Consider the following 21,766-nt stretch of genomic DNA (forward strand, 5'->3'; position numbering starts at 1 on the left):
GCGTGCGGTATGAAGCAGGTCAGCCGATCACGCACTGTCGGCGACGCCGACCACCACTTCATTACGGCGACGGCACGGCAGCGTCCACGGCGGATCGTAGAACCACGCCAGCGGCTCACCCGTGGCCTCGATGTCGTTGCGGTGCAACGCTTTCATGAGCTGGCTGGTGCGCGCGGAGACAGCGTCGGGGCCGATGCTGCCGTTGAACCGCAGCACCGCGACGGTCTCGGGGGGAACCACCACGAGCCGCACCCGGTCGTCGTTCGGGGTGGGCAAGGTCTCGAGGGTGTACTTCGACGGCATGAAGAAGCGGATCACCCATTCGCCCGAGGCATTACGTTGGGTCGCGACGGGCGCGGTCATCGCGATCTTCTCGCTGGGCTGTTGGGCCACCGGCGCGGTCATCGCGATCTTGGCGCTGCCGGAATTGCCGCCGAAGATGTAGCGCGCCAGCAGCCGGAAACCCTGATTGCGGGCTGACTCCTCATCGGCATCGATCGCCGTCTCGGCCGCGACGCGGGGTCCGTACCGGCGAATCTCCACGCCGTCGATCACGCGCTCGACGGTGAAGGCCGGCTCCTCGGTGCCAACCCGAATTCCCACGATGTTGCCCACGCCTTCGGCGACCTGCACCACCGCTCCCGCAACAGTCTTCAACACGAGCGCCTCCTTGTTCTCTTGCAGGCATACCCTCCCGGCAGGTGAAAGTCGATTACCTGTTTCTGACGCACTTTCTGCCCTGCTGCCCACCCGCGCGAGTCGGCCAGATATCGTCCGGGCATGACACGGGTTTCGGTAATCACCGGGGGCGCGGGCGGCATGGGTCGGGCCACCGCCAGGATCGTCGGCCGGGACCACACGGTCGTGCTCTGCGACGTCCGGAAGGACCGGTTGGACGGGGCCGTCGCGGAGCTCGAGAGCCTGGGAGTCTCGGCAACGCCGGTCCACTGCGATGTCACCGACCGGGATGCCGTCGCGCGCCTGTTCGAGAGCGCGGCCGCAATCGGGCCGATCGCCTCGGTGATCCACACCGCCGGCGTCAGCCCGAGTATGGGCGACGCCGACTACGTCATGACCACCAACGCCATCGGCACCCTGCGGGTCAACGAGGCGTTCTTCGCCTCGGCCGGTGACGGATCGGCGATCGTCAACGTGGCGTCGATGGCGTCGCACATGCTGCCCGACGAACTCGTCCCGGCTCAGCATTTCGACCTGGCCTTCACCGATGAGCAACGGTTCCTGACCGAGATGTTGGCGGCGTGCGACATCGCGGGGGAGGAGATGCGCTCCGGGCTGGCCTACAGCGTGAGCAAGACCTTCGTCCGGTGGTACAGCTCGTCACAGGCCGAACGGTTCAACGCCAAAGGGCTGCGCATCGTCTCGGTGTCGCCGGGATCTGTGGACACCGAGATGGGTCTGCTGGAGGCCGACGCCGGCGCCGGCGCGATGGTCGCCAACGCCGCGGTGCCCCGCTGGGGGAAGGCCGAGGAGATGGCTGAGCTGTTCGCCTTCTGCGCCAGCGAGCGGGCCACCTATCTGACCGGAACCGACATCCTCAACGACGGCGGCGTGATCGCCTCGATGCGCGAACGAGCCCGAGTGGCCGCCCAAAACGCCTAAGGACGAGTCAGTTTCGCGTACCGAGCGCGGTGCTCATCGGTGGAACCGAACTCGTACTGCAGCGCGGTGAGTCGCTTGAAGTAGTGGCCGATCGCCAATTCCTCGGTCATTCCCATGCCGCCGTGAAGCTGGACGGCGTTCTGTCCGATGAACCGCGCGGCTCGCCCGATGGTCGCCTTGGCCGCCGAGACGGCCCTGGCCCGAACCTGCGGCTCGGCATCGAGGTTCAGCATCGCAAGGTATACCGCCGCGACGGACTGCTCGAGCTCCATGTACATGTCGACCATGCGGTGTTGCAGAACCTGGAAGGTGCCGATCGGCTGACCGAACTGCTGGCGTTGTTTGCAGTATTCGACCGTGTCGGACAACACCTTTCGCATGCTGCCGACCGCCTCCGCGCAGACCGCGGCCGCACCTTCGTCGCGAGCCCGGGCCAACGAGCCTGCCGCGTCCTCGGTGAGAAGCGCATCAGCGGGCAGGCGCAGCCCGTCGAAGGTCAGGTCGGCTCCGCGCCGGTCGTCGATGGTGCGGTAGCCGTGTACCTCGACCCCGGGGGGCGGGCTGGCGGGGTCGAACTCGGTGAGAAACAGTGAAACCCCATGCGCGTCAGTGGTTTCCCCCGAGGTTCGTGCGGTGATCAGCAGATGGGTGGCCAGCGGGGCGGCGGTGACGACGATCTTGTCGCCGGTGATGACCCACTCGTCGCCGGTGCGGACCGCGGTGGTGGACATCGCATGGGCACCGTTGTCCGGCTCGGTGCCGGCCAGCACGACGATCGCGCTGCCGTCGGCGATGCGCGCCAATAGTGCCGCGGCGCAGCGGTGGTCGGCGCGCTGCAGCAGTCCACCGGCCACTACGACCGTGTCGACGAAGGGCTCGATCACCAGTGCGCGGCCGAGTTCCTCGGCGATCACCATGATCTCGACCGGGCCGCCCCCGATTCCACCGACCGACTCCGGGAAGGCGGCACCGAGAATGCCGAGGTTGTCGGCGAGGCCACGCCAGATCTCGGGCTGCCAGCCCGGCCCGATCTTCGCAGCGGTGCGGCTCTTCTCGAGGTCGTAACGGGTGGCCAGGAACTTAGCCAGGCCGTCGCGCAGGAGCTCTTGTTCTTTGTTCAGGTTGAAGTCCATTACAGCCCCAGGGTCGCTTTGGCCAGAATATTGCGCTGAATCTCGTTGCTGCCCGCGTAGATTGAGCCGGCCCGGTCGTTGAAGTAACGCAGCGGTGCCACCGCCTGCCACGGCTGACCACTGACGTAACCGTCTGCCGGCGGCTCGAAGTCGGCCACCGGACCGCCCGGCCTGGTGGCGTGCGGTTGGTATGCCCGGCCGTGTGGGCCTGCCGCTTCCATCGCCAGCTCGGTGATCGCCTGCGACAGCTCGGTGGACAGGATCTTCAGCATCGACGACGCCGCGCCCGGATGACCGCCTCCGGCAACCGTTGTGAGGACCCGGAATTCGAGGATCTCGAGTACCTCCGCGCGGATCCCGACATCGGCGAGCTTGGCGGCGAACGCCGGGCTGTCGATCAGCCGGCCCCCGTCAGGCCCGGGCTGCTCGGTGGCCGCGGTGGCGATGGCCCGGGCCATCGCCTGCAGCCCAGGTGCCGTCGCGCCGCCGCCGCGTTCGAACTCCAGCAGATACTTGGCCACGGTCCAGCCGTCGTCGATCTGTCCGATCACATTCGACGTGGGCACCCGCACCCCGTCGAAGAAGATCTGGTTCTGCACCTGCTCGCCGGACGTCATCACCAGCGGCCGGATCTCGATGCCCGGGGTGCTCATGTCGATCAACACGAAGGTGATGCCCTGCTGCTTGCGGCCCGTTCGCGAGGTACGAACCAGGGCGAAGATCCAATTGGCCTCGCCGGCATGGGTAGTCCAGATCTTGCTGCCGGTACAGACGAGATCATCGCCGTCCCGCACCGCCGACATCGACAGCGAGGCCAGGTCCGAACCGGCCTCGGGTTCGGAATATCCCTGGCAGAAGAAGACCTCGCCGGTGAGGATCCGGGGCAGGAAGTAGTCCTTCTGCTCGGGCGTGCCGTAGGCGATGATGGCGTGCGCGACCATCGAGATCCCCATCGGCGACAGCGCGGGCGCACCGGCGAGGGTCGACTCGCGGCTGAAGATGTAGTGCTGGGTCAGGGTCCAGTCGCAGCCGCCGTACTCGACCGGCCACGCCGGAGCGGCCCAACCGCGCTCGTGAAGAATCGCCTGCCAGGCCATGCTGGCCTCGTGGTCGGCGTAGACGCTGGTCATCAGCCGGCCTGCCTGCCGCAAATCGGGGGTGAGCTTCTCGGCGAGGAACGCCCGCACCTCGTCTTGGAACTCGAGATCTTTCGCCGACCACGACAGGTCCATCAGCTGTTCCTCCATCTGCGCACGGCCGTTCTCAGAAGTAACCGTAGCCCGTTGTCGGTGCCGGGCGCGCGCTGGGTGCCACTCATTCTGCGCTCTCGGGTTTGAGGTCCCAGAAGCCGGGGAACAGGTCGGGAGGACGCCGCCGGGCGTTCCCCCACACGTGACACTGAGAGGCTCGGTCCCTGCACAAGGGACCGGGCCGTTCGTTCGTTCAAGGTAGGTTTGCGCCCATCGTGTCCGCCGTTGAAATACTCGCCGCCGACGTCGCCGGTCTGCTCGCCACGGCACCGGGTCGAGTTCTGGTGGGCATCACCGGGCCGCCTGGCGCGGGGAAGTCGACGGTGGCGCAAGCCCTCTTGAGCCGTTTCGGCGGAGCGTCCTATGTCCCCATGGACGGCTTCCATCTGTCGAACGCGGTCCTCGACGCGTTGGGCCGCCGTGACCGCAAAGGCGCGGTCGACACGTTCGACGCGGCCGGCTATCTGGCCGTCCTGCGTCGCATCGCCGAGGAGTACGGCCGCGCAGATGTGTACGTGCCTGCCTTCGAGCGTGGCCTCGACGAACCGGTGGCCGCGGGTCATGTGGTGCCCGCGACCAGTCGGCTGGTGGTCACCGAGGGCAACTATCTGGGTTTGCCCGACGGGCCATGGGCGCAGGTGCGGCCGCTGCTGGCCCGGCTGTACTACCTCGACTGCCCGGCGCCGGAGCGGCGGGTGCGGTTGATCCGGCGGCACATCGAAGGTGGTCGCACCCCGCGGGCCGCGGCCGCCTGGGTGGACGCCGTCGACGAGCCGAACGCCCGACTGATCGCGACCGCCAAGCCGCGGTCGGATCTCGTCGTCGACGGCTGCTGACGCGCGCCGAACGGCTAGCAGCAGCGAGCACTCGGGTTGACGTCAGCATCGCTGTGCCGCTTGCGCCAGTACTGTGCCTCGGTCAGCACAGGCTCGCCCGGATGCGCGCGGGCGTGATGTTCGACGTAGCGGCGGTAATGACTGTCGCCCATCAATGCGCCGACATACCAACGGATTTGGCGTGCTGCGCGGGTAGCGCGTCCCATTCCTTCTGCACCTCCTTCTCCGCGGAGGTGGATATCAGACCTGACGGCCCGAAGATCTTCGACGGCACCGGGGTGTCGTCGCTCAGCGGCGGACCGCCGCCCCGGATGGCCCGCACCGCCACGATCACGCCGACGGCGAACACGATGACCACCGCTGCGGCGAACACGATCGACAGGGTGCCCTGGATGAACGTGTTGCGGATGACGGCATGCAACTGGTCGGCGTTCTTGGCCGATCCGAACGCCGTCTTGCCCGCCTCCGCGGCGGCGCGGTACTGGAAGTGCTGCGTCCAGTAGCCCACCTTGGGATCGCCGGAGAAGATCTTCTGCCACGACGCGGTGAGGGTGACCGTCAAATCCCACAGCAGCGGAATCGCGGGAATCCACGCCCATTTCAGCAGACCCCGCTTGATCACCACGACCGTGACGACGGTCAGCGCGATCGCGGCCAGCAGCTGGTTGGCGATGCCGAACAGTGGGAACAGCGTGTTGATTCCGCCGAGGGGATCGGTGACACCCATCAGCAGGATCGACCCCCAGCCGGCGACCACCACGACACTGCAGATCCAAGCCCCCACCCGCCAGCTCGGATTGCGCAGCCGCCCGAAAGGCCCGCCGAGGTTGGCCAACCCGTCGGACAGCATGAACCGGGCGACTCGGGTGCCTGCGTCGACGGTGGTCAGAATGAACAGGGCCTCGAACATGATCGCGAAGTGGTACCAGAACGCCCTCAGCCCCGGTCCGCCGAACACCTTGTGCAGCACCTCGGACATGCCGAACGCCAGCGTCGGCGCCCCACCGGTGCGCGAGATGATCGAGTGCTCACCGACACTCGCGGCGGCGTCGTTGATCTCAGCCGGGGTGATCGGGGCGCCGGACAGTCCAAGGCCGTTGACGTATTTGGCTGCCGTCTCGGCCGTCGTGCCGGTCTGGGCCGACGGCGCGTTGATCGCGAAGTAGAGATGCTGGTTGAGGATGGCGGCGGTGATGAGCGCCATGATCGCCACGAACGACTCGGTGAGCATGCCGCCGTAGCCGATCAGGCGCATCTGGCTTTCCTTCTCCAGCAGCTTGGGCGTGGTGCCCGACGAGATCAGCGAGTGGAAACCCGACAGTGCGCCGCAGGCGATGGTGATGAACAGGAACGGGAACAGCGAGCCGGCGAACACCGGGCCGGAGCCGCTCTCGGCGAACTTGGAGACCGCCGGGGCTTCCATGATCGGGCGGGCCAGCAGGATGCCGACCGCAAGCAGCGCGATGGTGCCGACCTTCATGAACGTCGACAGGTAATCGCGCGGCGCCAACAGGAACCACACCGGCAGCACCGAGGCGGCAAGACCGTAGACGATGATGCACCACGACAGAGTCACCTTGGACAACGTGAACCAGTCTGTGCCCCAATCGGTTCCGGCGACCCACCCGCCGCTGGCCACGGCAAGCAGCAGTAGGGCGACACCGATCAAGGACACTTCGGAGACTCGTCCCGGCCGCAGGAAACGCAAATAGAGACCCATGAAGATGGCGATCGGAATCGTCATCGCGATGGAGAACACCCCCCACGGGCTTTCGGCGAGCGCGCCGACCACGACCAGCGCGAGCACCGCGAGCAGGATCACCATGATGGCCAGCACCGCGACGATCGCCGCCGCCCCGCCGAAGGCGCCGAGTTCGTCGCGGGCCATCTGGCCAAGAGAACGTCCCCGGCGGCGGGTCGAGATCGCCAGCACCAGATAGTCCTGGACGCAGCCGGCGAACACCGCGCCGACAATGATCCAGATCGTGCCGGGCAGATAGCCCATCTGCATGGCCAGCACAGGCCCGACAAGGGGACCCGCCCCGGCGATGGCGGCGAAGTGGTGACCGAACAGCACCCGCCGGTCGGTGGGCATGTAATCGGTGCCGTTCTCGAAGATCTCGGCCGGCGTGGCATGGTCGTCGCGGGGCCGCACGATTTTCATCTCGATGAGCCGCGCGTAGAACCGGTATCCGATGACGTAGGTGCAGATCGCCGCGATGACGAACCACACCGCGTTGACGGTCTCGCCGCGGAAGAACGCGATGATTGCCCACGCGATTGCTCCCAGCACCGCGACGGCCCCGAAGATCAGCTTGTGCCGGAGGGTGATCGGTGACCGGTCGACGATGGCCACCGGCGGTAGCTCAGGGTCGGTGCGGATGTAGGTGACGTCGCCCCTGGTCTCTTCCATGTGTTCCGACGGCGCGCCGGTCGGTGCAGCCACAGTGTTTCTCCCTTGCGCCAGATGTGCAGTGTCGGGCCGTGCGGTGATCCTTTCATTCACAGGTTCGGCCGGTCTTCAATTGGGGCGGATTGCGGCGGGTCTGCGACCAGTCCGTCCCACCCGAATTCCACCCGCTTGGGGGATGCCGCCCGCGGATTCTGCCGTCACCCTCTATCGCAACCGAGGAGGTGGGCCATGCCACCATGGCGCTTGCGGGACTACCGCGATGACGACATCGACCAGGCGATCCAGGTGTGGGATCAGAGCCGCGCGCCAGGGTCGGGCGAGCCGGTGTTCACCGTCGCCGAGGTGATGGCCGCCGCGCGTTCCGGGCAGCCTGCCGTGGTGGCCGAAGTGGGCGACGAGGTGGTCGCCATGGCCGTGGCGCAGACGCAGGGCGAACGGGCGTGGATCCTGCTGGTCGCGCTCGGTTCGCGGTGGCGTTATCGCGGCATCGGGAGTGCCCTGCTCGGTGACCTGGAGCGGCGGCTGCGCGCGCAGGGGGTGCGCCGGATCTGTGCGGTGCTGCCCGACGGGGCCACCGGGGCGGCGGCGATGGAGAACTCCGGCTACACCCGCCGGGAGGGTTTGGTCTATTTCGAGATGGTCGAGCATCTGGGCCTGGACCAGGCGAACCTGCTCGACGAACTCGGCGGCCAGTTCCTGCCGCCCGGCCTGTTCGACGAGATGGCCGGCATGGAGCAGGAGAAGCAGATCATCGAACGCCGCATCGTCGACCCGCTGGCGCACCCGGACGTCGCTGAGCGTTACGGGGTGCAGCCGCCCAAAGCGGTGATCCTCTTCGGACCGCCCGGAACCGGCAAGACGAGCTTCGCGAAAGCGATCTCGTCGCGGCTCGGCTGGCCGTTCGTGGAGCTCTTCCCGTCGCGGCTGGCCGCCACCGGCAACGGCGGCCTGGCGGCCTCGCTGCGGGAGGCCTTCGCCGAACTGGCCGAACTCGACGAGCTGGTGTTGTTCATCGATGAGGTGGAGGAGATCGCGACCGCACGGTCCGGCGCGACCACGGCCGAGCTGGGTGTCACCAACGAACTCCTCAAGCTGATTCCGGCATTCAGGCAGAAGGACAACCGGCTGCTGGTGTGCGCCACCAACGCGGTCCATTCCCTGGACTCGGCGTTTCTGCGGCCCGGCCGTTTCGACTACGTGATCCCCGTCGGTCCCCCGGATCAGCCGGCTCGCCGGGCGGTGTGGCAGCGCTACCTCGGCAAGGCGCTGGTCCACGTCGACGTCGACCGTCTTGTCGGCGCCTCGGAGTTCTTCACCCCAGCCGACATCGAATTCGCCGCGCGCAAGGGTTCGCAGGCCGCCTTCGAACGCGAGATGCGCCACGGGCTCGGCCAGCCGGCCACCACCGAGGACTACCTTGCTGCGATCGGCGAGGTCAGGCCGACACTGACCGCCGACATGCTGGCCGAATTCGACCGCGGCAAAACCGATTTCGCTCGCGTGTAGTGCCGTTCACGCGGTGGGGTCGCCGAAGCTGTTGTTGCCGACACGAAGTGCGAGTACAGGGCGCGGTAACGACAGGCTCGGTGAGCGCGATCCGCGTCAGTTAGGCGCTTCCTTAGAATTCCCATAACTTTCCCTTATTTTTCTTAATCTCGTGTTAGGGTCACCACCCATGGCTGCGGATGACGCCGTCGGCGCAGCGGGACGGAGGCGACCACATGACCGAATTGGGTTCGCACGCGGTGGTTCTCGGAGCGGGTATGGCGGGACTGTTTGCGGCGCGGGTTTTGTCGGAGTTCTATTCGTCCATCACCGTCGTGGAACGCGACACCTTGCCGGAATGCGCCGAGCAGCGGACCGGGGTGCCGCAGGGACGTCATCTGCACAGCTTGCTGAGTCGCGGCACGCAGGCGATCGGTGAGCTGTTTCCCGGAATCCTGGCTGAGATGGGAGCGGACGGGGCCGTCGTCGACGACGGCAACGACTTGTCGCGGGTTTATGTCCGGATCGGCGATCACGAGCTCAATCCCGTTGGTCACCTGGCAGATCCGCAAGCGGTCGCCGCCTACCAAGCCAGCCGGCCGTTCCTTGAGTTCCATCTGCGCCGACGCGTGAATGGGCTGCCGAATGTCACCCTCGTCGGGCAGCGGAACATCGTGGGACCGGTATTGACGGACGGTTCAGTCGCCGGGGTGCGGGTCATCGATCGCGAGACCGGCAGCCCGGCGATCCTCGGCGCCGATCTGGTGGTCGACGCCACCGGGCGTGCAGCGTGCTCCGCGCGCTTCCTGGCGAACCAGGGCTTCGGTGTGGTGCCCGAGAAGCGGGTCCCGTCGACCGGGGGATATTCCAGTCAGCTGTTGCATATCCCGCCAGGGCGCATTCGGCACCGCTTGGCCTTCGTCAACCAGGGCAGGCGGGCGCCGGGAGCGATGCTCGTCGCCTATGAGCGCGATACCTGGATGCTGGCAGTCTCCCGGTCGGATGAATGCGGGCCTCCGCCAAGCAGTTACGCCGAGATGATGCGAACCGTCGAGCCGATGTTGCCTACCGAGATGGTGGCCGGGCTGCGTGACGCTACGTGTATTGGGGAGATCTCGATCTCGCGCAATACGGGTGCTGTGTGGCGACGCTATGACCAGGCCGCGGACCTGCCGGCGGGACTGGTTGTCCTCGGTGATGCCCTGTGCAGCCTCAACCCGCTTCACGGGCAAGGTATGACCATGGCTGCCCTGCAGGCCCTTTCATTACGCGACTGTCTGCGCGCAGGCGCCGCCGACTCGCCCCGGCGCTTCTATCGGGCCGCGGCCGAACACATCGGCCCGGTGTGGGCGGTCAATAGGGCCAACGACCAGCCCCAGCCTGCTTCAGGCCACCACACCCAGGCGTGGATGCAGCGTGCAGTGCTGCGGGCTGCCGGCACGGATATCGCTGTGGCTGAACAAATTCTGCGGGTTCGTGGCCTCATCGATTCGCCCGCGAGGCTGCGGGAGCGGCGGTTCCTCGTCCGAGTCCTGCTCGCCAACCTCCGCCATCCGCGAGCGACACTCTTCAGCTCGCCTGCCACCTCGCACTCGTCGCTCAACGGAACCGACGAACAGGCCATCCGTGCGCTTGTCGACCGTCAGACACATCGCCGCCGGGCGCCAACCCAGATCACCCGACTGCGTTATCTCACGCCCGATGTGGCGTTGATCCAAGCCCGCACGGCGATCACTGGACCAATCCGGCGACGGACCCGTCGCAACACCAGCGTCGCGGTACGTACCGGCGACGGTTGGCTGTTGGCCTTTTCGCAGAACACGGCGCGGTAACGACAGGCTCGGTGGGCGCGCGAGCCCGGTCAGTCGCGCTCGTAGAACGCGCGCACGGTGTCGACGGTGTCGGCCTCGGCAGGGCTCTTGTCGTCGCGGTATCGCAGCACCCGCGCGAAGCGCAGCGCCATTCCGGCGGGATACCGGGTGGAGCCCTGTACCCCGTCGAAGGCGATCTCGACGACCTGCTCGGGCCGCACCGGGACCACGTACTTGTCGAGCGGGCCGGTCGCCAGTTCGCTGAACCGCGCGGTCTGCCAGTCCAGCATCGCGTCGGTCATGCCCTTGAATGTCTTGCCCAGCATCACGAAGTCACCGCTGTCCGGATCGCGGGCGCCCAGATGGATATTCGACAGCTTGCCCGTCCGCCGGCCCGAGCCCCATTCCACCGCCAGCACCACCAGATCAAGGGTGTGCACCGGCTTGACCTTCAGCCAGCCTGCTCCGCGGCGTCCAGCCTCGTAGGGCGAGGCGGGCGATTTGGCCATCACGCCTTCGTGCCCGGCCGCCAGAGTCACATCCAGGAACTGCTGTGCCGCGGCGGCATCCGTGGTGGCCAGCCGGTCGACGCGCTGATCGGCGGGCACGATCGCGTCCAGCGCGGCGAGCCGGGCATGCGTCGGTTCGTCGAGCAGGTCGACGCCGTCGAGGTGGAGGATGTCGAAGAAGAACACCGAAAGTTGTTGTGCCGCCCGCGCTGCGGCCACGTCGGCACTCTTGCCGAACCGGGAAGCGGTGACCTGAAATCTGTGCGGACGGTTGTCGGGGCGCAGAGCGATCGCCTCCCCGTCGGCGATCAGGGAAGTCACCGGCAACGCCAGCGCGGCGTCCACCACCTCGGGCAACCGGGCCGTCACGTCATCGAGGCTGCGGGTGTAGACGGTCACGTCGTCACCCGAGCGGTGAATCTGTACGCGAGCACCGTCGAGCTTGGCCTCGAAAATCGCGTCGCCGCTGAGGCGTTCGAGCGCGTCGGCCACGCCGGTTGCGGTTTGGGCCAGCATCGGACCCACCGGTTTGCCCACAGTCAGCGTGAATGCGCCGAGCGCTTCGGCTCCGCCGGTCAGCGCCGAGGCCGCCACCGCAGGCAGATCGCCACCGAGCATGGCTGCCCGGCGAACGGCCGCGGCGGGCAGGCCGGCCGCCTTCGCCACCGCGTCGACCATCACCCCGGCCTGTGCGCCTTGACGCAACTCACCGCCGAGCAACCGGCGCAGGAACACCTGCTCGGTGTCGGTTGCCGTGCCGAACAGACCGCCGAGCAGCTCGGCCCGCCGGGCCTGCGAGCCCTTGCCCGCGACGGCGCCGATCTCGGTGAACGTCACATCGACTGCGGCCACGGTCAGCGTGGACTCCTCGGCCGGTGCGGGCAATGACCGCAACGCCGCCCAGCCCACCCCGATCTGGCGCTGTGGGAGATCGCCGGACAGCCACGACACCACGACCTGAACCACCCGTGGATCTCCGACGCCTGACAACAGGTCGGCGATCCGCGCCACCTTCGCCAGCCGCGATGACGTCGCCGACACATCGGCGGAGGCGGCCACGACATCGCCGAGCAACATGGCTCCAGGTTGGCACGGCACTACGACAACCCGCCCGGGACAACCACGGCGTCAGGAGACTTCGAAGGACACCGAGTGCCAGCCCGTCGCACCGTCGGGTGCCGGAGGCGCCTGGTCTTGCGTCTGCACCGCACCGGTGTTGTCGGTGGCGCGGACCGTGATCGTGTGGAACCCGTTCTGGGTGGCCGTCCACGGGAAGCTCCACAGTCGCCAGGTGTCGTTCGAGTAGGCCGCACCCAGCTGCGCCTGCTGCCACGGTCCGTCGTCGATGCGGACTTCGACGGCCTTCACGCCCCGGTTCTGCGCCCACGCCACCCCGCCGAAGGTCACCGGCCCCTTGGCCACCTTCTGACCGTCGCGCGGCACGTCGACCCGTGACTCGGTCTTGATCGGACCGCGCTCGGACCAGCCGAGCTTGGTCCAGTAGGCCTGCACCCGGTCGAAGCGGGTCAGTTCCAGGTCCACCACCCACTTGGTGGCCGAGACGTAGCCGTACAGCCCGGGCACCACGAGCCGCGCGGGGTAGCCGTGTTCGACCGGCAGTGGCACGCCGTTCATCCCGATCGCGAGGATCGCGTCGCGGCCGTCGGTGAGCGCCTCCACCGGGGTGCCTGCGGTGAACCCGTCGACCGACGTCGAGAGCACCATGTCGGCATCGGTGTGGATTCCGCTGTCCCGCAACAGGTCCCTGACCCGGTAACCCGTCCAGGTGGCGTTGGATATCAAATCACCGCCGACCGGGTTGGACACGCACGTCAACGTCACGACCTTGTCGATCGGCTCGAACTTCTTCAAGTCGTCGAAGGTGTAGGTGATTTCGCGGTCGACCATCCCGTGGATGCGCAGCCGGAAGTCGGCACGGGACAGTTGTGGGACGCTCAGAGCGGTATCGATGCGGTAGAAGTCGCCGTTGCCGGTGATGAAGCTGGGCAGTTGGACGCCGGCCGGTGTGACATCGGCGGGAACCGGCGACGGCGGCGCGGCCGAGGGCAGCGCGAAGGTGTCCCGGTCGCCGGACACCGAGTGCAGTCGCCGGGTGATCACCACGCCCGCAACGCCTCCGAGCAACCCGAGTCCGGCAAACCCCAGCGTCGCGAGCGACAGCCTGCGGCCTGGATCTACTTCGGCTTCGTCGGGGGTGTCGGTGGCACGCCTTTCGGCGATGCGGCCCGAAGTCAGTAGCCGCAAGACCGCGATCCCGCAGACCGCGCCGAGCAGGGTCGGAATGATGTCGACCGGCCGAGCGCCCGGCCGGGCCAGCACCGCCGCGCTGCCGGCGGCGGCCGCGAGCAGAAACGCCACCGAGCCGACCGGGATGCGGGACCGTTCCCAGATCGCGGCGACGGCGGCCAGCACCGCGATCACCGCGATCACGGCCACGGAGAGGAACAACTTGTCGGCCGTGCCGAAGGTCAGGATCGCCCATTCCTTCACCGGCCCGGGCGTCGCGTTGATGACCGCGGTGCCCACGGCGGTCCGCGCATCGGCTGCCGGCGAGAAGAAAGCCGCGCTCAGCTGGACCACGCCGAGAGCGACGGCGGCGGCCGCCACGCCGGCGCCCATGCGCAGACCGGTCGAGGTTTGGGCCATACGGCCAACCTACCGCTGGGTAGACACCCTGTCCGTGACCGTTTGATGACGAGCGGTAACGTGCGTACCGGCTTGGGCGCCACCGGGGTGTCCCCGCGAATTGAACTGCGAACTGTAAGCGGCACGGGAACCGAGCCGCGTCAACGGACAGGAGTATCGGATGGAGATCTCGGGCAAGAAGGTGGTCGTCATCGGCGGCGCGTCGGGCTTCGGGCGGGCAAGCGCTGAACTGCTGGCCTCCCGCGGAGCTCAGGTGGCGATTCTCGACCGCGAAGGCACCGACGGCCCCGAGGTCGCGTCCAGTGTGGGCGGCCCGTTCATCCCGGTCGACGTCACCGACTTCGCCGGCACCGAAAAGGTGCTTGCCGACGCGGTCGAGGCGCTTGGTGGCCTGCACGTCGTGCTGACCACCGCCGGTGGCGGTGTCGCGGAGAAGACGTTCGGCAAGAACGGCCCGCACGCCCTGGAGACCTTCCAGAGCACGATCAACCTCAACCTGATCGCCAGCTTCAACATCAGCCGCCTCGCGGCCGCGCACATGGCCAACAACGAGCCCGAAGACGAAGAGCGCGGCGTCATCATCAACACCGCCTCGATCGCCGCGTTCGAAGGCCAGATCGGCCAGGTTGCTTACACGGCCGCCAAGGCCGGCATCGCCGGCATGTGCCTGACCATGGCTCGCGACCTCGGCCCGGTCGGCATTCGCGCGCTCGCAATCGCGCCCAGCCTGTTCGCCACCGGCCTGACCAAGGGCATTCCCGACGAGTTCGCCAAGGCGCTGACCAAGGACGCCGCCTTCCCGAAGCGACTCGGCCGCCCCGAAGAATTCGCCAAGCTGGTCGCCGCGATCGTCGACAACCCGATGCTCAACGGGCAGTGCATCCGTCTCGACGCCGGGCAGCGGTTCGCCCCCAAGTGATCCGGGCGCCGTACTGCGGTCAACCGGCTGTGGTAAGGCATTAGAGCAATAGGGATTGGGCCGGGCACCGCCGCCTCGAGGAGGATCCGATGGGTATCGCACTGACCGACGACCACCGTGAACTCAGTGAGGTGGCGCGCTCATTTCTGAGCACGCAGAAGGCGAGGGCGGCCGCACGCGCACTGCTCGCCGACGACGCCGAGGAGACGGCTCCACCGTTCTGGGCCGAGCTGGCAGGGTTGGGCTGGCTCGGGTTGCACGTCGACGAACAGTACGGCGGTTCGGGTTTCGGGTTGCCGGAGCTGGTGGTCGTCGTCGACGAGCTCGGACGCGCGGTGGCGCCAGGCCCGTTCGTCCCCACCGTCGTCGCGTCGGCGGTGGTGTCGGCGGCGGGCAGCGACGAGCAGAAGGCGCGATTGCTGCCCGGTCTGGCCGATGGATCCGTCACTGCCGCAGTCGGATTCGGCGGCGACCTCACCCTGTCCGGTGACACCGCCGGCGGCGACGCGGGCGTGGTCCTCGGCGCCGGACTCGCCGACTTGCTGGTGCTCGTCGCCGACGACGATGTGCTGCTGGTGCAGCGAAGCGCAGACGGGGTCTCGGTCGAACTGCCTGGCAGCCTCGACCGGGCGCGGCGCTCCGGGCGGGTGACGCTGCGCGACGTCGCGGTGGCAGGCAACGTGCTCACCGGGGCGCGCAGCGTGGCGCTGGCCTTGGCGCGCACGCTGTTCGCAGCCGAGGCCGCGGGCGGAGCGTCGGATTGTGTGGACACCGCTGTTGAATACGCCAAGGTCCGTGAGCAGTTCGGCCGCACCATCGCGACCTTCCAGGCGATCAAGCATCACTGCGCTGACATGATCGTCGGCTCGGAATCGGCGGTCGCCGTCGTGTGGGACGCCGCCCGTGCCTTCGCCGACGATCCGAAGCAGTTCGAACTGATCGCAGCGGCGGCGGCCGCATTGGCGTTTCCGGCCTATGTCCGCAACGCGGAGTTGAACATTCAGGTGCACGGCGGTATCGGCTTCACCTGGGAGCACGACGCGCATCTGCATCTTCGGCGGGCGCTGACCGTGCAGGCGGTCCTCGGCGGGGACGGCCCGGCCACCGACGTGTTCACCCTGACCGACGCCGGCCACGGCCGCGCCAACAGCCTGGACCTGCCGCCCGAGGCCGAGCAGCTGCGCACTCAAATCCGCTCTGATGCCGTTGAACTCGCCAAGCTGGATGAGAAGGCGCAACTCGACGAGCTGATCGCGACGGGGTATGTGATGCCGCACTGGCCGAAGCCGTGGGGCCGGGCTGCCGGTGCCGTCGAGCAATTGCTGATCGAAGAGGAGTTCGCCGCCGCCGGTGTCAAGCGGCCGGACTACGGCATCACCGGCTGGGTGATCCTGACCCTGGTTCAGCACGGAACTCCTTCTCAGATCGAGCGATTCGTCGAGAAGGCACTGCGCAAGGACGAGATCTGGTGCCAGCTGTTCTCCGAACCGTCGGCGGGTTCGGACGCCGCGGCGGTCAAGACCCGGGCCACTCGCGTGGACGGCGGATGGAAGATCAGCGGCCAGAAGGTGTGGACCAGCGGTGCGCACTACTGCAAGCGCGGCCTGGCCACGGTGCGCACCGATTTCGAGGTGCCCAAGCACGCCGGCATCACGACAGTGATCCTGGACATGGAGGCGCCAGGGGTGGAGGTTCGGCCCTTACGCCAGATCACCGGCGGCGCCGACTTCAACGAGGTGTTCTTCGATGACGTGTTCGTCCCCGACGAGGATGTGGTCGGGGAGCCGAACGCCGGGTGGACCGTCGCGCGCGCCACGCTGGGCAACGAGCGGGTGAGCATCGGTGGCGGCGCAGGCACGATCGCTCCGGCGGCGGCGTGGCTGGTGTCGCTGACCAAGGCTCACGGCGACCGCGTCGCCGGTGCAATTCAGTGGGTCGGCCGGTTCCTGGCCAGAGACCAGGCGCTGCGTCTGCTGAACCTACGCCGCGTTGTTCGCGCGTTGGAGGGCGCCGGGCCCGGCCCGGAAGGCAACATCACCAAACTCATTCTGGCCGAACAGTTCCAGGAGCAAGGCACCATTGCTGCGGCACTGGTCGGACCGGATGCGGCACTCGAGGGTGGCGAGGGCGAACTGGCAGGGCGGGCGGCCCTGGGTTCGCGTGCACTGTCCATCGCCGGCGGCACGTCGGAGATCACCCGCAACCAGATCGCCGAGCGCATCCTCGGCATGCCGCGGGACCCGCTGATCAAGTAATCGACGCGACGCTACGCCGTTGGCAAACCGTTTCTGTGGTATTCACCGCAGAAAGCTGTGGTAATGGCTAATGTTCGTGCATGCGATTCACAGGTCTGGTATCGGCCACCCTCGCGATCGTTCTGGCGGCGTGCGGTGGGGGGCCCAAGCCCGACAAACCCCAGTCCCTCGCGCAGAACACACAGGTTGCCAATACGGCGCCGGGCGACATCAAGATCACCGGCGATGCATCCACGTCGGTCAACAAGATCGCCGTTCAGGCGATCGCCGACCTGCAGAAGTACTGGGCCACCGAATACCCCAAGCTCTATGGCAGCGAATACAAGCCGGTGGCGGGTGGCTTCTTCGCGGTGGTCCCGTCATCCGGCGACTTGCCGCCGTGCGCGTCGGCCGTCGGCGACATCTCCGGCAACGCGTTCTACTGCGCCAGTAAGGATGTGGTGGCCTGGGACTCCGCCGGGCTGCTGCCTGATCTGCAGTCGAAATTCGGCGATTTCGTCATTCCGATCGTGCTGGCCCACGAGTGGGGCCATGCCATCCAGGCCCGGTCGAATTTCACCGCCCGGACGGTGACCCAGGAGTTGCAGGCTGACTGTTTTGCCGGTGGCTGGGCCAAGCACGCCAAGGACTCCGGGCTCTACAAGGTGAATGCCGCCGAGATGGACAACGCTCTTGCGGGCATCCTCGAGCTTCGAGATTCTCCAGGCACCAGCAAGATCGATCCCTCGGCGCACGGCAGCGGCTTCGACCGGGTCGGCGCCTTCCAGGACGGCTACGACAACGGGCCCACCGCCTGCAAGGCCTACCGGGACGACAACCCGGTCGTCGTCGAGTTGCCCTTCCAGAGCGCGGAGGACGAGGCCGCCGGGGGCGACATGCCGTACGACGCGATGGTCAACGACGTGCCTTACGACATCGAGGACTACTGGGCGCACGTTTATCCGGAACTGACCAACGGCGAAGCGTGGGTGCCGGTGAAAGGCCTGGAGCCGTTCGACCCGTCCAACCCGCCGATGTGCGGTAACACTCGCGCTGAGGGCTACGCGCTGTTCTATTGTGTCCCAGACGATTACATCGGCTGGGAGAACGACGCGATGCGCACCGTGTACAACCAGGGTGGCGACTACGCGGTCGCGACGCTGATCGCCACGCAGTTCGGGCTCGCCGCGATGACCCGCGCCAACGACACGTCCGACGACAAGACCCAGTCGTTGCGCGGCGACTGCTTCGCAGGTTCGTACACGGCAAGTGTCCTGTTGCAGAACCGCAAGGACACCAGCAGCTTCGGCATCTCGCCCGGCGACCTCGACGAGGCCATCACCGCGCTGCTGGTATTCCGCGGCGACGGTGACGTCGACCGCCAGGGTGCCGGTTACGAAAGGATCCGGCACTTCCACACCGGCGTGCTCGACGGAGCGGGTGCCTGCCTGAAGGACTGAGCCTGTGGCCGGTAGCGCCGAGATCTACCTCATGGTCGTGGTGGCGCCTCAATCATGACCATGCCGTCGATTTCGCGCCGGTCGTCGGGTAGCGCCGCCCGCAATGTCCCGGTGAACAGATCCGCAATCTTGTCCTCCGAGACCGGTTTCGGGCATGCTCCGGAACGTGGCAGGCACCGACTCACTGGTTCTGGGCGCGAGCGGTTTCCTCGGCTCGCATGTGACGCGGCAGTTGGTGGAGCGCGGCGACACCGTCCGCGTCATGCTCCGCAAATCCAGCTCCACCCGTGGCCTCGATGACTTGCCCGTACGGCGCTTCTACGGGGACATCTTCGACGACGCCGGGCTGAAGGAGGCGATGGACGGCTGCGACGTCGTCTACTACTGCGTCGTCGACACCCGGGCACACCTGCGCGATCCGGCACCGCTGTACCGCACCAATGTCGAAGGCCTGCGTCACGTCCTCGATGCTGCCGTGAACGCCGATCTGCGGAAGTTCGTTTTCACCAGCACCATCGGGACGATCGGATTAGGTACCGGTGGCGTCGTGAACGAGGACACCCCGGTCAACTGGGACGGCAAGGGCGGCGGCTACATCGGCTCGCGGATCGCGGCGGAAAAGCTGGTGCTGGACTACAGCCGCGACAAGGCACTGCCCGCGGTGGCGTTATGCGTGTCCAACACGTACGGCGCGGGGGATTGGCAGCCCACTCCGCACGGGTCGCTGGTGGCTGCCGCCGCGGCCGGCAAGCTGCCCTTCTATATGGACGGAATGGCGACGGAGGTCGTCGGTATCACCGACGCCGCCCGCGCGCTGTTGCTGGCCGCCGACCACGGACGGGTGGGGGAGCGCTACATCATCTCCGAGCGGTATCTGCCCTACCGGGAGCTCTATGAGACCGCGGCGCTCGCGGCAGGTCGGCCTGCCCCGCGGTGGGGCATCCCGAAGCCGGTGATGACAGCCGCCGGGGCCCTCGGCGGCGCCGTCGCCGCGCTGACCGGCCGCGACCTGCCGCTGAATCCGACCACCGTGCGGCTGATGGGGATCATGGCACCGATGGATCACGGTAAGGCAACCCGCGAAATGGGGTGGCACCCGCGCGATGTGCACGAGTCCATCCGGGAAGCGGTCGAGTTCTTCGGCCGACGACGACGCGAGCGGGCTTGCTGAGAATCCCTCAGGTTTGCCGACGGGTGGCTACGCTCGTCACGTGCGTGCGGCCCGGCTGATCCACGGATCACGAAGTGTGGCCGTGTGAGCGTCTCGCGTACTCGCGATCGGATCGGATTCGCGGCCGGCTTGTTCGGCTGGGTCGCCTTGCCCTACCTGGCCGGGTCGGTGTTGTCGTGGCAGACCTTCGGTGCCGGTATCGGACCCGCGTTCTTCCCGCCGGCCGGGGTGACGGTGGCGGCCATGCTGCTGACCCGGCGGACGATGTGGCCGGTGATCGTCGCCGCGATCGTGGTGGCGGAGCTCGCCGTCGACCTTCGCTACGGAGCGGGGTGGCAGTCGGCGGTGGGATTCGCGGTGGCCAACTCAGTGGAGCCGCTTGTCGGAGCCTCGCTGGTGCTGGCGTGGTGCAAGGGACCGCCTGATCTGCGCAAGCGCGAGGACCTCGCACGATTCGTGGCCGGAGCCATGGTGTTGGGCCCGCTGGCGGGTGGCCTGATCGGCGGCCTGACCACATCTGCGCACAAGCAGGTCGATTGGGCGCTGGCCGTCTTGCACTGGTGGGCCGGCGACGGGGTCGGTGTCCTGATGATCGGTGCACCAATCTTGTTGTGGCCAGTGCAATCCCACATCCTGCGATCGCGGATGCTGGAGACGATCGTGGTCCTCACCAGCATGGCCGTACTGACCTTCGTGTCGTTCCGTCTCGCGCTTCCTCCTGCTCTGTTCCTGTTGCCGGTGATGGCATGGGCGGCCCTGCGTCTGGACATGATCGGTGCCGCCCTGTGCGGTGGCGCGCTGGCGTTCACCGCCAACGGCATGGCCAACGCCGGATACTCGACCTTCGAGAACCTTGATCTGCACCGACCGGGTCAGCTGGCGATAGCCCAGGCGTTCATCGCGGTGGTGGTGCTGGTCGCGATGCTGACCGCGCAGGAAGCCGGGGGACGCGTCACAGCGGTCAGGCAACACCAGGCCGAACAGCGTGAGCGGGCCCGTCTGGAGACGCTCGCCAACCTCGGCCGACTGCTGTCGGGGGCGTTCACCCAGAAACAGATCGGTGACGCGGTCATCGGTCAGGTGATCAATGACGCAGGCGCGCAAGCGGTCGCGGTGGGCCTGGTCAGTGATGAGGGCGCCATCCTCGAGTGGGTGGCGATGGGTGGCTATCCCGAATTCATGGTCAACCAGTTCCACGAGGATGTGGCGGTCAGTGAGTCCACCGCAGCCACCGATGCGGTCCGCACCGGTCAGCCGGTGGTGATCCGCACGGTCGCCGAGTATCGCCGGCGATACCCCGACAACGCCAAGTGGATGGTCGCAAGCGGCGGCGCGGCAGTTGTGAGCTGGCCGTTGACTGTGGGCGGTAAGGCAATTGGTGCGCTGGTGTTGGCGTGGGCCGACACCCAGCCGCTGGACACCGCGCAGCTCGCCTATACCTCGGCGGTTGCGACGATGATCGGCCAGGCGCTGGTGCGGGCACGAATGTACGCCGATGAACACGCCCGCGCGGCGGTGCTGCAGGCGGCCGTTCTGCCGACCAGCCCGATTCCGATCGACGGAGTGGACGTCGGGGTGAGCTATGAACCCGCCGACCTGGTGCAGGGTCTTGGCGGCGACTGGTACGACGCGCTCGAATTATCGCACGGCCGAACCTATCTGGCGGTTGGCGATGTGGTGGGCCACGGGCTGCCCGCGGTGGAGGATATGGCTCAACTGCGCAGTGCTGGGCGAGCACTGGCCCTACAAGGGTTGGCTCCTGCCCAGTTGCTGACGGCGCTCAACGCGTTCACCCGTCACGCCAGCAACGGAAAATTCGCGACAATGAGTGTGGTGCTTCTGGATTCGTCCTCGGGCACCTTGTGCTACGCCTCGGCAGGGCACCCGCCGCTGTTGCTGCGGCGAGCGTCGACCGGGACGGTCATCCGGTTGGCCGGTGCGCACGGCCCCGTACTGGGCCCGGTCGAGCGGGCGTCCTACAGCGAAGGCAACGTCACGGTGAGAGAGGGGGACATCCTCGTCATGTACACCGACGGTCTCATCGAGCGACGCGGCCAGGACATCGAATCGGGAATGGTGCGCGTCGAGCACATCGTCGCCGACTGGCGGGGGGACGAGGCTTTGCCCTCGGCATGCCGGGAACTGACCCACACCCTGGCGCCGCCACCCCGCAACGACGATGTCTGCGCGGTCGCCGTCCGCTTCGGAGCCGGCATCAGCAACAACAACTTTCAGGAATCCACTGACCATTGAGCAAC

The 21,766-nt window shown here is 67.4% G+C and carries 16 protein-coding genes; 9 read left to right on the forward strand and 7 right to left on the reverse strand.

The genetic code is table 11. The annotated features are described in order from the left end of the window. Positions 1–27 precede the first annotated feature (27 nt). Positions 28–660 carry an SOUL family heme-binding protein gene (locus BST42_RS00635; protein ID WP_083116641.1) on the reverse strand — a complete coding sequence of 211 codons (633 nt, stop codon included), beginning with the start codon at positions 658–660 and terminating at the stop codon, positions 28–30. A 120-nt stretch (positions 661–780) separates the two neighbouring features. On the opposite strand from BST42_RS00635, the gene BST42_RS00640 reads away from it, so the two are divergent. Further along, on the forward strand, positions 781–1,620 hold the full coding sequence (locus tag BST42_RS00640) for an SDR family oxidoreductase (RefSeq protein ID WP_083116642.1): 840 nt from the start codon (positions 781–783) through the stop codon (positions 1,618–1,620). Here BST42_RS00640 and BST42_RS00645 read toward each other — a convergent pair. Both BST42_RS00645 and BST42_RS00650 read right to left on the reverse strand, forming a co-directional pair. Then, positions 1,617–2,753 carry an acyl-CoA dehydrogenase family protein gene (locus BST42_RS00645; RefSeq protein WP_083116643.1) on the reverse strand — a complete coding sequence of 379 codons (1,137 nt, stop codon included), beginning with the start codon at positions 2,751–2,753 and terminating at the stop codon, positions 1,617–1,619. The genes BST42_RS00640 and BST42_RS00645 overlap by 4 nt on opposite strands. After that, entirely contained in the window at positions 2,753–3,985 is a 1,233-nt protein-coding gene (locus BST42_RS00650; protein ID WP_083117208.1) for an acyl-CoA dehydrogenase family protein, read from the reverse strand. The genes BST42_RS00645 and BST42_RS00650 overlap by 1 nt, the downstream gene beginning before the upstream one ends. Positions 3,986–4,218: 233 nt before the next feature. Here BST42_RS00650 and BST42_RS00655 point away from each other — a divergent pair, with 233 nt between their 5' ends. Continuing rightward, complete coding sequence (locus BST42_RS00655) at positions 4,219–4,839, forward strand: nucleoside/nucleotide kinase family protein (RefSeq protein ID WP_237159146.1); 621 nt, start codon at positions 4,219–4,221, stop codon at positions 4,837–4,839. 14 nt (positions 4,840–4,853) lie between these two features. On the opposite strand, the gene BST42_RS00660 is transcribed toward BST42_RS00655, so the two are convergent. Next, positions 4,854–5,045: a YbdD/YjiX family protein gene (locus tag BST42_RS00660; protein WP_083116644.1), complete on the reverse strand. Its 192-nt coding sequence runs from the start codon at positions 5,043–5,045 to the stop codon at positions 4,854–4,856. Further along, positions 4,991–7,285 (reverse strand): carbon starvation CstA family protein, encoded by a 2,295-nt coding sequence (locus tag BST42_RS00665; RefSeq protein ID WP_083116645.1) that lies wholly within the window; start codon positions 7,283–7,285, stop codon positions 4,991–4,993. The genes BST42_RS00660 and BST42_RS00665 overlap by 55 nt, the downstream gene beginning before the upstream one ends. A gap of 195 nt (positions 7,286–7,480) precedes the next feature. Here BST42_RS00665 and BST42_RS00670 point away from each other — a divergent pair, with 195 nt between their 5' ends. Beyond that, positions 7,481–8,758, forward strand: a complete 1,278-nt coding sequence (locus tag BST42_RS00670) for an ATP-binding protein (RefSeq protein WP_083116646.1) — start codon at positions 7,481–7,483, stop codon at positions 8,756–8,758. A gap of 215 nt (positions 8,759–8,973) precedes the next feature. Further along, on the forward strand, positions 8,974–10,569 hold the full coding sequence (locus BST42_RS00675; RefSeq protein WP_083116647.1) for an FAD-dependent oxidoreductase: 1,596 nt from the start codon (positions 8,974–8,976) through the stop codon (positions 10,567–10,569). A gap of 29 nt (positions 10,570–10,598) precedes the next feature. Here the strand turns inward: BST42_RS00675 and BST42_RS00680 are convergent, their stop codons facing one another. Next, positions 10,599–12,134 (reverse strand): ATP-dependent DNA ligase, encoded by a 1,536-nt coding sequence (locus BST42_RS00680; protein WP_083116648.1) that lies wholly within the window; start codon positions 12,132–12,134, stop codon positions 10,599–10,601. A gap of 51 nt (positions 12,135–12,185) precedes the next feature. Then, positions 12,186–13,724, reverse strand: a complete 1,539-nt coding sequence (locus BST42_RS00685) for a molybdopterin-dependent oxidoreductase (protein WP_083116649.1) — start codon at positions 13,722–13,724, stop codon at positions 12,186–12,188. 160 nt (positions 13,725–13,884) lie between these two features. On the opposite strand from BST42_RS00685, the gene BST42_RS00690 reads away from it, so the two are divergent. The 5 genes from BST42_RS00690 (at position 13,885) to BST42_RS00710 (ending at position 21,761) form a co-directional block, all read left to right on the forward strand. Further along, positions 13,885–14,643, forward strand: a complete 759-nt coding sequence (locus BST42_RS00690) for an SDR family NAD(P)-dependent oxidoreductase (RefSeq protein ID WP_083116650.1) — start codon at positions 13,885–13,887, stop codon at positions 14,641–14,643. Positions 14,644–14,732: 89 nt separating this feature from the next. Beyond that, positions 14,733–16,898 carry an acyl-CoA dehydrogenase family protein gene (locus tag BST42_RS00695; protein ID WP_083116651.1) on the forward strand — a complete coding sequence of 722 codons (2,166 nt, stop codon included), beginning with the start codon at positions 14,733–14,735 and terminating at the stop codon, positions 16,896–16,898. Between the two features lie 80 nt (positions 16,899–16,978). Further along, a complete protein-coding gene (locus BST42_RS00700) occupies positions 16,979–18,337 on the forward strand; it encodes a neutral zinc metallopeptidase (protein WP_083116652.1) in 1,359 nt (452 codons plus the stop codon). Positions 18,338–18,503: 166 nt separating this feature from the next. Beyond that, on the forward strand, positions 18,504–19,508 hold the full coding sequence (locus tag BST42_RS00705; RefSeq protein ID WP_237159147.1) for an NAD-dependent epimerase/dehydratase family protein: 1,005 nt from the start codon (positions 18,504–18,506) through the stop codon (positions 19,506–19,508). A gap of 84 nt (positions 19,509–19,592) precedes the next feature. Further along, positions 19,593–21,761 (forward strand): SpoIIE family protein phosphatase, encoded by a 2,169-nt coding sequence (locus BST42_RS00710; protein ID WP_083116654.1) that lies wholly within the window; start codon positions 19,593–19,595, stop codon positions 21,759–21,761. Positions 21,762–21,766 lie beyond the last annotated feature (5 nt).

This window comes from Mycolicibacterium rhodesiae, assembly GCF_002086695.1.
Classification (GTDB): domain Bacteria; phylum Actinomycetota; class Actinomycetes; order Mycobacteriales; family Mycobacteriaceae; genus Mycobacterium; species Mycobacterium rhodesiae.

Coding starts and splice junctions, on each gene's coding strand:
- BST42_RS00640 (WP_083116642.1), top strand. CDS start 781: ATGACACGGGTTTCGGTAATCACCGGGGGCGCGGGCGGCATGGGTCGG.
- BST42_RS00645 (WP_083116643.1), bottom strand. CDS start 2,753: ATGGACTTCAACCTGAACAAAGAACAAGAGCTCCTGCGCGACGGCCTG.
- BST42_RS00650 (WP_083117208.1), bottom strand. CDS start 3,985: ATGGACCTGTCGTGGTCGGCGAAAGATCTCGAGTTCCAAGACGAGGTG.
- BST42_RS00660 (WP_083116644.1), bottom strand. CDS start 5,045: ATGGGACGCGCTACCCGCGCAGCACGCCAAATCCGTTGGTATGTCGGC.
- BST42_RS00670 (WP_083116646.1), top strand. CDS start 7,481: ATGCCACCATGGCGCTTGCGGGACTACCGCGATGACGACATCGACCAG.
- BST42_RS00675 (WP_083116647.1), top strand. CDS start 8,974: ATGACCGAATTGGGTTCGCACGCGGTGGTTCTCGGAGCGGGTATGGCG.
- BST42_RS00680 (WP_083116648.1), bottom strand. CDS start 12,134: ATGTTGCTCGGCGATGTCGTGGCCGCCTCCGCCGATGTGTCGGCGACG.
- BST42_RS00685 (WP_083116649.1), bottom strand. CDS start 13,724: ATGGCCCAAACCTCGACCGGTCTGCGCATGGGCGCCGGCGTGGCGGCC.
- BST42_RS00690 (WP_083116650.1), top strand. CDS start 13,885: ATGGAGATCTCGGGCAAGAAGGTGGTCGTCATCGGCGGCGCGTCGGGC.
- BST42_RS00695 (WP_083116651.1), top strand. CDS start 14,733: ATGGGTATCGCACTGACCGACGACCACCGTGAACTCAGTGAGGTGGCG.
- BST42_RS00700 (WP_083116652.1), top strand. CDS start 16,979: ATGCGATTCACAGGTCTGGTATCGGCCACCCTCGCGATCGTTCTGGCG.